This is a genomic window from Ferrimonas sp. SCSIO 43195 (assembly GCF_023716685.1).
GTDB classification, from domain to species: Bacteria; Pseudomonadota; Gammaproteobacteria; order Enterobacterales; family Shewanellaceae; genus Ferrimonas; species Ferrimonas kyonanensis.
This window is the reverse complement of the sequence record NZ_CP072679.1, coordinates 3,731,823-3,745,576: the sequence shown is the minus strand read 5'-3', so window position 1 is coordinate 3,745,576 and position 13,754 is coordinate 3,731,823. Positions and strand designations below refer to the sequence as shown.

Genomic DNA, 13,754 nt, shown 5'->3' with positions numbered 1-13,754 from the left:
AAGCGGGCTCGAGGCCCGCTTGGGTGTTTTAGTGACGCAGGCTTACAGCGCCATCAGCAAGCCACCGGATGCCAGGCCACTGAAAAACATCGTCAGTTTGGCTGTGCGCCCCAACAGCGGGTTGAGGGCGGCGCCCTGGGTATGAGCGAATTCGGTCGCCAGGGCCTTGGCCATGGGAATGGAGATGGCGCAGGCGGCCACGGTGGCGCCGGGCAGGAGTCCCATCAGCCATCCCAGCGTCACCATCAGGTAGGGGCTGGCAATCAGCATCTGGTACAGCAACTGCGACCGCTCCAGTCCCAGGCGCACAGCCAGGGTACGTTTGCCGGCTTTAATGTCGGTGCTGCGATCCCGAGTGTTGTTCACCAGCATGATGGCGGCATTGAGCAGGCCAACGGCACTGGCCAGCAGCCAGGCACTGGAGTCGGTGGTGCCGGTCTGAATGAAATAGCTGCCCACCACGGCCACCAGGCCAAAATAGATGTAGGCGGCAATTTCTCCCAGCCCATGGGAGGCCAGCGGGTAGGGGCCGCCGGAGTAGCACAGGGCGCCGGCCAGGGCGAACAGCGCCAATCCGGCGATAGGCCAGCCGCCGACAAAGATCAGGTACTGGCCGATGAGGGTGGCCAGCGTCAGTGACAGGATCATGCCGTTGCGCACCGAGGTGGCCGACAGCAACCCTTGCTGGGTGACTCGGGTTGGCCCCAGGCGTTCGTCGGTATCGACACCGGATTTGAAATCGAAATAGTCATTGGCCAGGTTGACGCCAATCTGCAGCAACACCGCGCAGGCCATGGAGGCGATGGCCACCAGCCAGGAAAAATCCTGGTGGTACACCGCCAGGACATTGCCCACCAGCAGGGGGCCGATGGCTGCCGGCAGGGTACGGGGCCGAATGGCCAGAATCCAATATTGTAGGTTCATTGTTTCTCTGGAAGTGGTTAGGACGCGTTTATTGTAACCCGAAAGAGAGGAGTTTCACTTTTCATCCTATTCGGTTGTGATCCGGGTTAAGAATCGGACAACGAAGCCGAGTTAATACTGGCAATTAAATTAGGATTAACTCATTGTTTTCAAATGGAGAGTGCTTTCTTTGGCGAATAGAAATCGATGGGGAAGTTACTTGGGTTGGTATGGAATTCAGGGATGGAAAGTGTATGAATTCAATCCGTTTTGATGATCAGGTGGTGATCCTCTCTGGCGCCGGTCGAGGCCTGGGACGGGCGTTTGCCATCGCCCTGGCCGAGCGGGGCGCCAAGCTGGTGCTGGTGGACAACGGCTGTGACGCCGACGGTAGTGGCGTCGATGCCAGCTACGTGGAGGAGGTTGCGGCACTGGTGGACAGCCTCGATGGCGAGGCGTTGCCGATCTGCGCCGACGTCACCGACTACCAGGCCATGGAGGCGGTGGTCGAGGCGGCGGTCAAGCGCTTTGGCCGGGTCAATGCGGTGGTGGCCAATGCCGGGATTCTGATTCAGCAAACGATTCAATGCCAGCTCGACGAGTACCGGCGGATGATGGAGGTGAATCACTTCGGCACCGTCAACCTGATTCATGCTGCCACCGACGAGCTGATCAAAAGCCAGGGGGCCATCGTGGTGGGCTGCGGCTTCTCAGGCCTCTACGGCGACCGCGAGCTGGGAGGCTTTGGCGCCAGTATGATGGCCAATCGCGGCTTTATGTTGTCCCTGTCGCACCTGACAACCGAGTACGGCATTCGCTGCAACGCCTTATGCGCTTCCGCCGCCACCCGCATGGTGTCTTCTTTCTACGACGCCGAGCAACTGAAGTACCTGCAAAGCAGTGCCGTGGTACCCGGACTGCTGTATCTGCTGTCTCCGCAAGCCCCCAATGGGGTAACGCTGACGGCGGCCGCCGGTCACTTTACCCTGGCCAAGACCGTTGAGACCCATGGCATTAAGCTAAGACCGGAGAACCAGCGCCCGGAGGAGTTGTGCCTGGCCTGGGATGAGCTGAAGAGCGAATCGGTGGTGAACCCCTACTCGTCGTTCCGGGATCGGATTCGCAATCTGTTCAGCTGGTAGTCGCGACATCGTCTCAGCATCGCCGTTGCCCAAGGCGTGAGCCTTGGGTACCATGAACGGCTGATTGGTAAAATAGAGACGCATCAATGTCCAATTCACTGGATACCCTGCTGGAGATCATGACTCTCGAGCAGCTAGAGCAGGGCCTGTTTCGGGGTCAGAGTCAGGATCTGGGATTTGGTCACCTGTTTGGTGGGCAGGTACTGGGTCAAGCGCTGGCGGCGGCGACTCAGACCGTGGCCGACGATCGTCAGGTGCACTCTTTTCACTCCTATTTTCTGCGTGCCGGTGATCTGCAGCGGCCGGTGATCTATGAAGTGGAGAACATGCGAGATGGCGGCAGCATCAGTACTCGCCGGGTCAGTGCCATTCAGCACGGCCGGCCGATTTTTCACCTGACCGGCTCCTTTCACCACAGCGAACCCGGATTTGAGCATCAGGCTGCCATGCCGGACGTGGCCGGCCCTGACGGGCTGGCGAACCAGTTCCAGTTGGCCGAGGCGATGCGGGGCAAGGTGCCGGACAAGTTACTAGACATCTACCTCAACAATACCGCCATCGAGATTCGATTGGTGGACCCCATCAACCCGTTGAAACCGGAACCCCGTGAGCCGGTGCGCTATGTATGGATGAAGGCCAATGGCCCGTTACCGAGCAACCAGTCCCTGCAGCAGCACCTGCTGGCGTACGCGTCGGATCTGAACTTCCTGGTGACCGCGGCACAACCCCATGGGGTGTCTTACCTGACGCCGGGATTGAAGATGGCGACCATCGATCACTCGATGTGGTTCCACCGTCCAGTGGCGTTCGACCAGTGGTTGCTGTACGCCGTCGATTCCCCCAATGCCATGAACTCCCGCGGCCTGGTTCGGGGCCAGATTTTTAATCAGCAGGGGCAGTTGGTGGCATCTTCGGCCCAGGAAGGGTTGCTTAGACAGATGCACCGAAAATCCTGATTATGTGACAATAATCACCAAAAAAGCGCGCCTAAACGGCGCGCTTTTTGCTAACGTATGCAGTTCCACCTTGGCGGGTGGAAACCCGGATGAAGGTAATAGGAGAGTGACGCACTGCGTCCGCCGAAGAAGTAAATCTTTCAGGCGTCGGCTTCTGCCGATATGGACTGTTACTGGACGGGCCTCTGGAGAGATCCATTGACTTGGACGCCGAAGGCGCAAGCTCGACACCCCCTAGGGCGGTGGCGAGTCAAACGCTCAGGCAAAAGGACAGGGTGACATTGCTCAATTTTTTTCCTTTCAAAAGGACGGATCCTCGGATCTGTCTGTCCGGCATGGTTCTCCTCTGTGTAGTTAAGATGTCACACTGAGGAAGACAATCAATGAACACAATCGAACACGCACTGTCCACCCTAAGCAGTTGGGTATGGGGACCGCCGTTGCTGATCCTGCTGGTGGGCACCGGCTGCTACTTTACCTACCAGTTACGCCTGATGCAGGTGCGAAAACTGCCACTGGCGATCTCACTGATGCTGAGGCCGAATCAGGCCCAGGGCGACATCAGCAGTTTCTCGGCCCTGTGCACCGCCCTGGCGGCCACCATCGGCACCGGTAACATCGTCGGCGTGGCCACCGCCATCAAGCTTGGGGGCCCGGGCGCCCTGTTCTGGATGTGGATGGCCGGGTTTGCCGGCATGGCCACCAAGTACGCCGAATGCATGCTGGCGGTGAAGTACCGTCGTCAGGATGAGCGCGGACAGCAGGTGGGCGGACCCATGTATTACATCCTCCACGGTACCGGCAAAGCCTGGTTGGCGAAGCTGTTTGCCTTCTTTACCCTTGGAGTGGCGTTTTTCGGCATCGGTACCTTTCCGCAGGTCAATGCCATCGTCGACGGCGCCCGCATCGCCTTTAGCATTCCCGACTGGTTCTCCATGGCGGCGCTGGCGATCCTGGTGGCCCTGGTAACCCTTGGCGGCGTTAAGCGCATTGCCAAGGTGGCTACTGCGCTGGTGCCTTCCATGGCGGTGTTTTACGTGATCGCCTGCGTGATGCTGCTGGGACTGAACTGGGCGGCGGTGCCGGCGGCGGCGGCATTGGTGGTGGAAGCGGCCTTTACCCCTCAGGCGGCCGGCGGCGGCTTCGCTGGTGCCACGGTGATGATGGCGATTCAGTTCGGTATTGCCCGCGGGGTGTTTTCCAATGAATCCGGCCTCGGCAGCGCGCCGATGGCAGCGGCAGCGGCCCGTACCAACTCTCCGGTAGAGCAGGGCCTGGTGTCCATGACGGGAACGTTTTTCGATACCATTGTCATCTGCACCCTTACCGGCCTGACGCTGATCGTGACCGGCGCCTGGCAGGGGGAGCTGGCCGGAGCGGCCATGACGTCGTCGGCCTTTACCTCCGGCCTGTCGGCGACAGTGGGCCAGCAGGTGATTACCCTGGCGCTGTTGTTTTTCGCTTTTACCACCATCCTGGGCTGGAACTACTACGGCGAGCGGGCCGTGCTGTTTCTGTGGGGCGAACGCGCCCGCTTGCCTTACCGCTGGTGCTTTGTGGCGCTGGTGGCCGTGGGTGGCCTGCTGCAACTGGACATGATCTGGCTGCTGGCGGATGTGGTGAATGGTTTGATGGCGGTACCGAACCTGATTGCGCTGCTGTTGCTGCGTAAAGAGGTGGTGGCTGACACCCTGGCTTACTTCGCCGCCCGTCAGCCTGTGACCGGTGTTCAACAGCCCGGCTAGAGGGGCTGAGCGCTGCGGCGACTGTTCGCCGCAGCGCAGATTTGGTATAAAGGCTCCAGATAACTGGAGCTTTTTCTATGTATAAATCCTTGCTGACTGCGGTGTTACTGTTGGTGTTGACCGGCTGCGTTACCGTGAGCGGACCTGAGCTTGAGCATCAGGATATGGTGAGTGTGGCAGGCCTGGCCGGTGCCAACGGGGTGACCACCCTGCCTCAGGAGGCGGTGATTACCGTGGCCATTATTGATGCCAAGGTACCGGGGAGTATCCTGGCGCAAAAACGTTTCAGTGTCGCCAAGCTGCCGGCGTTGTTCAAATTTCAGCTGCCTAAGGAGAGCATCGATGATGATGCCGACTACGTGGTGGTGGCGATGTTAAAAATTAAAGACAAGTTGGTACTGCAGACCTATCAGCGCTACCCGGTGATCACCAATGGCGAAGAGGTGGCTACGGTGACCATGGAGGTGCTGCGCTGATCGCGGTTCGAGGCGGATTCTTGAGACTCGCAAATTTTGCGCCAAGGCACCTTTCGGTGCCTTTTTTGTTGTTCGAAAGTGAGCCTGGTCACTTTTCACGATCAAAAAAAGCTGCTAGGGCGCAATTAGCAAATCAAAGCCTGTTTTAGATCAAAAAATCAATACCTCTTAGTTGTTACATTCCTTCGCAACTTGTTGGGAAACCGCATGAATTTGGTTTCCGAGTTTTCATGGAGTGAGAATAATGATGAAACAAACCCTCGTAGCCGCCCTGGTTCTGGCTTCCCTGTCTGCCCCAGCCTTTGCCGCCCGCGAAGCCGGTGATTTTATTGTCCGCGCCGGTTGGGCTCAGGTGAATCCCGATGAATCCTCCCCGGATGTGGCCGGTCAAGGTTCCTTTACTGTGGATGAAGACAACCAACTGGGTCTGAACTTTACCTACATGCTGACCGACGCCTGGGCCATTGAGGTGCTGGCAGCCAGCCCGTTTAAGCACGATGTGGGTCTGGAAAAGGTCGGCAAAATTGCCGAAGTCACCCATCTGCCGCCGACGGTCATGGCCCAGTACTACTTCGGCAGTGGCAACTTGCGTCCTTATGTGGGTGCAGGTATCAACTACACCTATTTCTGGGATGAGGAGTTTACCAACGATCTGGGCGGCGCCCTGACCGATTTGGAAGCATCGGATTCCTGGGGCCTGGCGGGTCAGGTGGGCATCGATTATGAAATCAACAGCAACTGGCTGGTGAATGCCTCCATCTGGTACATCGACATTCAGACCGACGTGGAATTCAAGCTGGCCGGGGATGATGTGAAGATCAAAACCGACATCGATCCCTGGGTGTACATGGTGTCTGTGGGTTACAAGTTCTGATTGCCATTCGAGCAATGAACAACGCCGGCGTATGCCGGCGTTTTTTTTTGGCCCTGAGATTACTTGTATTTGCGCTTGTTGTAGATGAACTCAGGCAACCAACGACCCAGCCAGGCGATCAGTCGCCAGCGGCGAGTGACGTAGCTGGTGTGGCGGGCTCGTTTCAGATCTTTGAGGATCTGGGTGGCCATGGTGTTGAGGTTTGAGCCCCAGGCCTTGCTGCCCCGAGCCTGCATCTTTTCCATGAACCCCAGCCGCAGGTCGCTGATGGTGATCGGCAGTTTCAGTCGCTGGGCATGCAGTCTCAGTCCCTGCAGGTAGTTTTGTTGAAACGCCTTACTGGCGTGGAAGGCACTGCTGGCGCCGCCGCGCTCGCCGGCGATGGAGGTAATGGCGGCCAGTTGGCCGTATTTCTGCTCGCGAAATTCGGCAAAGGCGGCGTTGGCCAGGGCGGTGAAACCGGTGACGTTGACCTCCAGTACCTGTCGATCGGCGGCCCAGGGCAGATCCAGCTCCTGGTGGGAGGCGGCGGTGTTGATGATCACCAGCTGAACCCCGTCAAACTGCTGCCACAGGCTCTGCAGCGCCGCGCGGCTGGCGTCGGCGTCGAAGATGTTAATCTCTCTGGCTAACGTGTTGTCCGGCAGCTTGTCCAGGGTCGGGGCCAGGGCATCGAGATCGGCGGCCAGCAGACCCAGGCGAACCCCTTCACTGGCCAGCTTGTGGGCCAGCATCTGACTGAGGCCGGCATTGGCGCCGACGATAATGGCGGAGAGTTGGCTCATATCGACCTTCATTTCATTCTAAGTAGCGGAATGATAGCAGTTATTGCGCCTGGCTTCTGCGGCTAACCCGGGTCGTCAATGGCAGGATGTCGATTTTTTGGCTGTCTGGAGTTGTAGCCGTCTAGATGTCTTGGTATAACAGGGTATCAAGTGAGGAGAGGTGCCATGCCAGTCAGAATACCCAGTCGTTTGCCCGCATCGGAAATTTTGCGCAGCGAGAACATCTTTGTCATGTCCGATGAGCGGGCCGAATCACAGGACATTCGGCCTCTTAAGCTACTGATCCTCAACCTGATGCCCAATAAAATTGAAACGGAAACTCAGTTGTTGCGGTTGTTGGGTAACTCGCCGTTACAGGTGGATGTCGAGTTGCTGCGGATTCACCGCAAGCCTTCCAAGCACACCTCCATTGACCACATGGACGATTTTTATCGTGATTTCGATGAGGTGCGGGACAACAACTACGATGGCCTGATCATCACCGGGGCGCCGCTGGGCAACATCGAGTTCGAGCAGGTCAGTTATTGGAATGAGATCTGTGAAATCATTCAGTGGTCGCAACAGCGGGCGACCTCGGTGTTGTTTTTGTGCTGGGCGGCTCATGCGGCTCTGTATCACTTGTATGGCATTAAACGGTACCTGCGGGACGATAAGATCTCCGGGGTCTTTCGTCATCGCCGGGTGCACAGCCATGTGCCGTTGCTGAGGGGGTTCGACGACGAATTCTGGGTACCGCACTCCCGTTACGCCCAGGTCAGCCTGGACCGGCTTAAGGCCCACGACCAGTTGCAGGTGTTGGCAGAATCCGATGAGGCCGGGGCCTACCTGGTTGTCAGTGAGGACAACCGCAACCTGTTTGTCACCGGTCATCCCGAGTACACCCGCACCACATTGCAGGATGAGTATCGACGCGACAGAGCCGCCGGTGGCAGTCCTCAGGTGCCGAAAAACTACTACCCCAAGGATGATCCAACCCAGCCGCCCCACGCCCGTTGGCATGCCCATGGCGCCTTGTTGATCAGCAACTGGCTTAACTATTGTGTCTATCAGCAAACCCCCTACGATCTGAATTCACTTCATCAAAAAACCGAATAAAACCACTGATAAATATGGTTTTTTAAACTAGGGGCGGAAAAAGATTTCCGCCCCTAACAGATGGCGCTATCCCTTGGCAATAGGTAAAATGTGACCCGAGTAGACATTGGATAATTAACTACAGGATGTAGGTCACATGAGACGAGAGCGTTCCGTCGTCAACGAAGAAGTCGTGGTTCCTCAGGGACAGGAGTTGGTCTCCACTACCGATTTGCGTGGTGTCATCACCTACGCAAATCCGGCGTTTATCGACATCAGCGGTTTCAGTGAGCAGGAGCTCATCGGCCACAATCATAATCTGGTCCGCCATCCGGACATGCCACCGCAGGCCTTCGACGAATTGTGGCAGAAACTGAAAGCCCAACAGCCTTGGCGGGGCATCGTGAAAAACCGCACCAAAGATGGCCGTTACTACTGGGTGGATGCCTTTGTAACGCCGATCTTTGAGCATGGTCAGGTGGTGGGGTACCAATCGGTGCGGCGGGCGACCAGCGCCAATCTCAAGCATCGGGCCACGGCATTGTATCGGCGCCTGTCGGCGGGAAAATCCCTGTCCCGCCATCTGACTCTGGCTCAGAAACGCTGGCTCAGCGGTGTCATTCTGACTCTGGGATTTGTCGGGGTCGCCTGGCTGTTCCAGCCCTGGGTGGTACTGTGTGGCCTGCTGATGGTGGCGTCGATGCTGGCGTTGTTCTTTGATGAGGCGTTTCGAGTGCCGGCGCAGTTGGAAGCACTGAAACAGGAGTACGACAGCGTCAGTCGTTATCTGTTTTCCGGCCACGGCAGCAGCAGCATTCTCGATTTTCAGTTACAGCTTTCCCAAGCCAGAATGACCGGCGTGCTGGGGCGGACCCGTGATGCCGCCGGGCAACTGGATGCCATGTCCAATACTCTGGTGGCCATGAGTGAACAGGCCAAAGGTGGGGTTCAGCAGGAAAATACCCGCCTGGATCAGATTGCCACTGCGGTGGAGCAGATGAACGTCTCGGTCACCGAGATCGCTTCCTGTGCCGAGGAGTCGGCGGCCAGCACCGAGCAGTCGCGGCAGTATTGTCGGGCGGCTCGGACCGGTATGCTCGACAGCCGTGACAAGATCGTCGATCTGGCCCGGGAGGTGGAAGCGGCGGCAACCCATGCCTCAGTGTTGCACGGTGAAGCGGAGAAGGTGGCCATCGCCATGAATGAGATCGATGGCATTGCCGAGCAAACCAACCTGCTGGCCCTGAATGCGGCCATTGAAGCGGCCCGGGCGGGTGAGCAGGGACGGGGGTTTGCGGTGGTGGCCGATGAGGTGCGGGCGTTGTCCAATCGCACTCAGCAAGCCACCACCCAGATCACCAACAACATCGACGGGATGCACTCGACCCTGAAGCAGTGGGTGGAAAAGATGCAGCACAATCATCAGTTGGCCGAACGCTGCGCCCAGGCCGCCGATGCCAGTGCCGCCGAAATAGAGCAGATCAACAGCCACATCGATCTGGCCTACAACCTGGCCGGACAAAATGCCACCGCGGCGGTGCAGCAGCGCCAGGCGGTGAATGAGATCTCCACCAGCCTGGCGGAGATTCAGGAGTTGACTTTTGGCAACCTGGAAACCACTGAGCAGGTGGAGGCGTGCAGTCAGACCTTGCAACAGCAGGTGGGGGTCATCGGCTCGTTGCATTTGAGTTTTAATCAATAGCCCGCTCTGCGAGGCAAATCAGCGGGGGCGACCCCGCTTTTTTTGTGGCTCAGGTATGAACCATCTGTTTGAGGCTGCGCATCTGGCTCTGCACCAGCTCTACCAGTTTGGGGTCATTGAGGCGCCCCTGGGAGTCGAAGGCGTGATGGGCCTCACTGAGCATGATCTCCGGTTTGTTCAGTACCCAGGCATTGAGGAACACCATCACCTGGCGCAAATGGTACTGGCAGCGACAGGTGCCCATTCGTCCCGGACTGGCGCCCATGATGGCGATGGGTTTGTTATGAAAACCATGGGGCTGATAGCGTGACAGCCAGTCGATGGCATTTTTCAGGACTCCGGGAATGGAGTAGTTGTACTCCGGGGTGACGATCAGGATGGCGTCGGCACCAATCAGCAGTTGGTGAAGCCGGTCGACACTGGTGGGAAAACCGGCGTTTTGCCGATCCTCATTGAACAGCGGCAGGTCGCTGAGATCGCCATGGCGGAAGCTCAACTCTTTGGGGGCCAACTCGATGGCCTGGTGCAGCAGTTTTTTGTTTAAAGATTGTTGCCGAAGGCTGCCACACAGGGCAACCACATTGATGGTGTCCATATCATCACTCCTGAAGGGGAATCCACTCAGTGTAGCCGCTGAGTGGTACGGCGGCAGGATTCGGGCAGTGAATCCGGTCACGGAACCGATGTTTATATTAGAATTGGCTAATTCTAATTGTTATCTTATTGCTAATAGGCCTGGTAGCCATCGCCTTTTGGACAAGGATAGAAGCATGAAAACTCAGGATCTGCATACTCTGGTACAAACCGTGGAGCTGGGCAGTATCTCCAAGGCGGCAGCGTCGATGAACCTGTCCCACTCCGCCGCGTCCCAGCGGCTGAAGCACCTGGAGGAGCGCTGTGGTACCTCGCTGCTGAATCGGCAACTGACGCCGATTCAACCGACGGCGATGGGAGAGTTGGTGCTGGAGCACGGCCGCCGAGTGTTGGAGATGGAGGCGCAGTTGCTGTCGCGATTGCAGTGCTCTGGCAACGACGCACTGCGCCTGTGCTGCACGCCGGCCTTTGGTGCCAGTTATTTTCCCATTGCGCTGAGTGAGTTCAATCGTGAGTATCACCACTCGGTGGAGTTTGACTACCTGGCCAGCGACCAGGTGGTCACCGCCCTCAACGAGGGACGCTATGACATTGCCATTACCGAGCACATTAAGCCCATCAGCACCAGCACCTGCTGGCGCCATCCGCTGCCACCGGACAAGGTGATCTTTGTGGCGGCGCCGTCGTTATTGAGCAGCATCGATTACCAGAGCCTCAATGCACTGTTGGCCTACCCCCTGTACGTCGCCAAGCCCGGCTGTTGCTCCCGCGAACTGTTGATGCACAACCTCAGCCGTCGCGGCATGGAGCTGGAGAGCTTTAAGTTTCAGGTCTCCTGTGGCGATCTGCACGTGATGGTGGATGCCCTGTTGTCCGGAGAGGGGGTCGGCTTTATCTCCAGTGCCTTGATACGACCCCATCTGCGCTCGGGGGCCTTGATGGCGTTTGAACTGGATGGGTTTGAGCATCTGTGTCATCGCAGCTTGCTGGCGTCCTGGGACAGCCAGAGTCAGCCCTGGTTCCGGCCTCTGGTGTCCAGCATTGAGCAGGCGTTTATTCAATGACCCGACAGGCAACCGTGACGCCGGTGAGAATCGCCGTAATCGATTACCCCGAGGCGATGCCGTCATCGGTACTGGGGTTTTGCGACCTGTTTGGCTTGGCAGAGCGGTTGTGCCGCCAGCATCACTACCCCTATGGTTTTGAGCTGCAGCGGTTGTCGCTGCAGCAGTTGCCCGCCTTTGAGGCGTCGGGGTTTCAAGTGGTGCTGGTTCCCCCTTGCCTGGAGGGGGAGTTTTACCGGCAACCGGATCCTCAGTTGCTGCGGTGGTTACGTAGGCAGCACCGACAGGGGGCCACACTGGCCTGTGCCTGTGCCGGCAGTTTTATCGTGGCCGCGACCGGCTTGCTGGCTCGGCGTCCAATGACCACTCACTGGCAGTTGGCGTCGGAGTTTGCCGATCGGTTTGAGGATGTGGTGCTGAATGTCGATAAGATCCTGATCGATGATGGCGATGTGATCAGTGCCGGCGGATTGATGGCCTGGCTGGATCTGGGCTTGGCTCTGGTGGCGCGGTTTGGCAGTGAGGCGCTGATGCGGCAGTTGGGCAAGGTGTTGCTGGTGGATACCGGTGCCCGGGAGCAGCGTTACTATCAACGTTTCTCTCCCCGCCTTGATCATGGTGACGCCGCCATCGTCCGTGTGCAGCACCATATGCAGGCTCAGTATGCCCAGGGGATCAGTGTGGTTGAACTGGCGCGTCTGTCCAGCCTGACCGAACGCACCTTCTTGCGCCGTTTTGTCAAACACACCGGCCTGAAGCCGCTGCACTATCTGCAACGGCTGAGGATTCAGCAGGCCTGCGATCTGCTGGAGTCCACCACCGAGTCGGTGGAGCAGATTGCCGCCCGGGTGGGCTATGAAGATGCCGGGGCGTTTCGCAAGGTGTTCATTCGGTTAATGGGGCTGGCACCAAGAGAGTTTCGGCTTCGGTTTCAGCGTTAGCCGGCGCCAAAAAAGGCCCACCATATCGGTGGGCCAAGGTGACACTGCTCGGGAGTCTTACTGCTTTTTCTTGTTTGCGGCTTTCATTGGGTCGAGGTCATACCCCAGCTGTTTCCAATCCAGTCGTCCCTTCTTGCCATGGCAGTCCATGCAGCCCAGAGCCTGCTCTTTAGGCGAGACCATGTGGTTGATGCGCCACCACATCTCGGTCTCGGCAAACCCCTTCTGACCGCTGTAGGTCAGGCCCTTGGCCTGCATAGCCGGGTGGGTATTCATGCCCGCAGTGGCGGACTTGTCCCAGTCAAAGGTTTTCCAGTAACCGTCCTTGCCAAACACCTTGGTGGGAATAAACACCTTGTGTTTGGCATCGTACAACTGCTTGCCGCGGTGCACCTTGAACGGGTAGATCTTGGACTTGCCGTCATCCTTAGCGCCCGCAGGCTTGCTCAGGGCGGTGATCGTGGCCGGATCCATTGTGTCACCAAACAGGTAGGCTTCGGCGGTGCCGTTATACCAGGCGTACTCGGGCTGAACCTTCTGGCCCCACTGGAAACTGCCCTTCTTCTTCATGTAGTCCTTGCGACCCCACTGGTTCTTGACCTCTTGCCGTTCCTGGCCCGCTTCAGACCAGTCCCACCACAGCTTGGTGGGTTCCACCTTGGCAAACTCGGGGATGTGGCAGGTCTGACAGGCGACCTTTTCCGTGTGGCGGTTGAGTTTGGCGTTGCTGTGGACAGTGTTGTCGTGGCAGCTGCTGCACTCCATGTGGTCGGTGCTGCCGGGGGAGACACTCATTGCCTGACCCTGGATGGTGTGGGATTCGCCTTTGTGGCAATCCTGGCACTGGAAATCCATGCCGTCGGCGTCCATGTGCACATCCAGTGCCTTGTCTGGGTAGGCCATGCTGGAGTCCATGTCGCCGTGCTTGACGCCGTCGCCACCGCCACCGTAGAAGTGGCAGCTGCCGCAGTTGTCGCGCACCGGAGCACCGACATTTTGAGCTATCTTCAGCAGGTTAGCCCCCTTGAAGGCATAGCCGCTGAGATCTTTCTGGTAGGTGCCGGTGGTGTCGTGGCACACCAGGCAGTCCACCCTGGTGGCGTCGCTGAAGTCAAACGTGGCGTCCTCGTAGCCGTAGCCGGCGTGGCACTTGGTGCAGCGGGGCTCGTTGCTGGAGACGGAGACACAGTAGTTGTTGATGGCGTTTTTCTTGCCCAGTTTGACGGTCTTGCCGTTGACGGTTTGCTCCTTGGCCCAGGTCCAGTGGCTGGTCTTCATAAAGGCGTCGGTGTGCTCTTCATGGCACTCGATGCACTGGGCGGTGGCGTCGCTGCCGTTATTGATGGGACCGGAGATAAACTCCTTGTGGGGGTTCTCCGCGTGTGCGCTGACCGGCAACATCAGGCCGGTTAGCAGAGTCGTTAACAGTAATGTGCGCATATCTTTTCCCTGCAGAGGCGGCCGTCCCCTCTGGTGCTGAGGTTGGGCCGCCGAGATG

The 13,754-nt window shown here is 58.1% G+C and carries 13 protein-coding genes and 1 riboswitch; of the genes, 9 read left to right on the top strand and 4 right to left on the bottom strand.

Annotated elements, in window-relative coordinates:
- Positions 1-42: 42 nt before the first annotated feature.
- Entirely contained in the window at positions 43-924 is an 882-nt protein-coding gene (locus tag J8Z22_RS17290; RefSeq protein ID WP_035415435.1) for a 1,4-dihydroxy-2-naphthoate polyprenyltransferase, read from the bottom strand.
- Positions 925-1,157: 233 nt separating this feature from the next.
- Between J8Z22_RS17290 and J8Z22_RS17285 the strand changes: the two genes are divergently transcribed.
- The 5 genes from J8Z22_RS17285 (at position 1,158) to ompW (ending at position 6,096) form a co-directional block, all read left to right on the top strand.
- Positions 1,158-2,045 carry an SDR family NAD(P)-dependent oxidoreductase gene (locus J8Z22_RS17285; RefSeq protein WP_051252434.1) on the top strand — a complete coding sequence of 296 codons (888 nt, stop codon included), beginning with the start codon at positions 1,158-1,160 and terminating at the stop codon, positions 2,043-2,045.
- Between the two features lie 86 nt (positions 2,046-2,131).
- Positions 2,132-3,001 (top strand): acyl-CoA thioesterase domain-containing protein, encoded by an 870-nt coding sequence (locus tag J8Z22_RS17280; RefSeq protein WP_028112033.1) that lies wholly within the window; start codon positions 2,132-2,134, stop codon positions 2,999-3,001.
- 175 nt (positions 3,002-3,176) lie between these two features.
- Positions 3,177-3,285: riboswitch (glycine riboswitch) on the top strand.
- A 99-nt stretch (positions 3,286-3,384) separates the two neighbouring features.
- Entirely contained in the window at positions 3,385-4,746 is a 1,362-nt protein-coding gene (locus tag J8Z22_RS17275) for a sodium:alanine symporter family protein (RefSeq protein WP_252007220.1), read from the top strand.
- Between the two features lie 77 nt (positions 4,747-4,823).
- On the top strand, positions 4,824-5,222 hold the full coding sequence (locus J8Z22_RS17270) for a YbaY family lipoprotein (protein WP_028112031.1): 399 nt from the start codon (positions 4,824-4,826) through the stop codon (positions 5,220-5,222).
- 244 nt (positions 5,223-5,466) lie between these two features.
- Positions 5,467-6,096 carry an outer membrane protein OmpW gene (gene ompW, locus J8Z22_RS17265; protein WP_028112030.1) on the top strand — a complete coding sequence of 210 codons (630 nt, stop codon included), beginning with the start codon at positions 5,467-5,469 and terminating at the stop codon, positions 6,094-6,096.
- A gap of 59 nt (positions 6,097-6,155) precedes the next feature.
- On the opposite strand, the gene J8Z22_RS17260 is transcribed toward ompW, so the two are convergent.
- On the bottom strand, positions 6,156-6,881 hold the full coding sequence (locus J8Z22_RS17260; RefSeq protein ID WP_028112029.1) for an SDR family oxidoreductase: 726 nt from the start codon (positions 6,879-6,881) through the stop codon (positions 6,156-6,158).
- A gap of 165 nt (positions 6,882-7,046) precedes the next feature.
- On the opposite strand from J8Z22_RS17260, the gene metA reads away from it, so the two are divergent.
- Both metA and J8Z22_RS17250 read left to right on the top strand, forming a co-directional pair.
- Positions 7,047-7,976: a homoserine O-succinyltransferase gene (gene metA / locus J8Z22_RS17255; RefSeq protein WP_252007218.1), complete on the top strand. Its 930-nt coding sequence runs from the start codon at positions 7,047-7,049 to the stop codon at positions 7,974-7,976.
- 136 nt (positions 7,977-8,112) lie between these two features.
- Positions 8,113-9,657 carry a PAS domain-containing methyl-accepting chemotaxis protein gene (locus J8Z22_RS17250; RefSeq protein WP_252007216.1) on the top strand — a complete coding sequence of 515 codons (1,545 nt, stop codon included), beginning with the start codon at positions 8,113-8,115 and terminating at the stop codon, positions 9,655-9,657.
- Between the two features lie 49 nt (positions 9,658-9,706).
- Here J8Z22_RS17250 and J8Z22_RS17245 read toward each other — a convergent pair whose 3' ends face one another.
- A complete protein-coding gene (locus J8Z22_RS17245) occupies positions 9,707-10,252 on the bottom strand; it encodes an NADPH-dependent FMN reductase (RefSeq protein ID WP_252007214.1) in 546 nt (181 codons plus the stop codon).
- A gap of 175 nt (positions 10,253-10,427) precedes the next feature.
- On the opposite strand from J8Z22_RS17245, the gene J8Z22_RS17240 reads away from it, so the two are divergent.
- Both J8Z22_RS17240 and J8Z22_RS17235 read left to right on the top strand, forming a co-directional pair.
- Entirely contained in the window at positions 10,428-11,315 is an 888-nt protein-coding gene (locus J8Z22_RS17240) for a LysR family transcriptional regulator (RefSeq protein WP_028112025.1), read from the top strand.
- Entirely contained in the window at positions 11,312-12,256 is a 945-nt protein-coding gene (locus J8Z22_RS17235; RefSeq protein WP_028112024.1) for a GlxA family transcriptional regulator, read from the top strand. Before J8Z22_RS17240 ends, J8Z22_RS17235 begins: the two co-directional genes overlap by 4 nt.
- Before the next feature lie 57 nt (positions 12,257-12,313).
- On the opposite strand, the gene J8Z22_RS17230 is transcribed toward J8Z22_RS17235, so the two are convergent.
- Positions 12,314-13,696, bottom strand: coding sequence for a tetrathionate reductase family octaheme c-type cytochrome (locus J8Z22_RS17230; protein WP_252007212.1), 1,383 nt, complete (start codon positions 13,694-13,696; stop codon positions 12,314-12,316).
- Positions 13,697-13,754 lie beyond the last annotated feature (58 nt).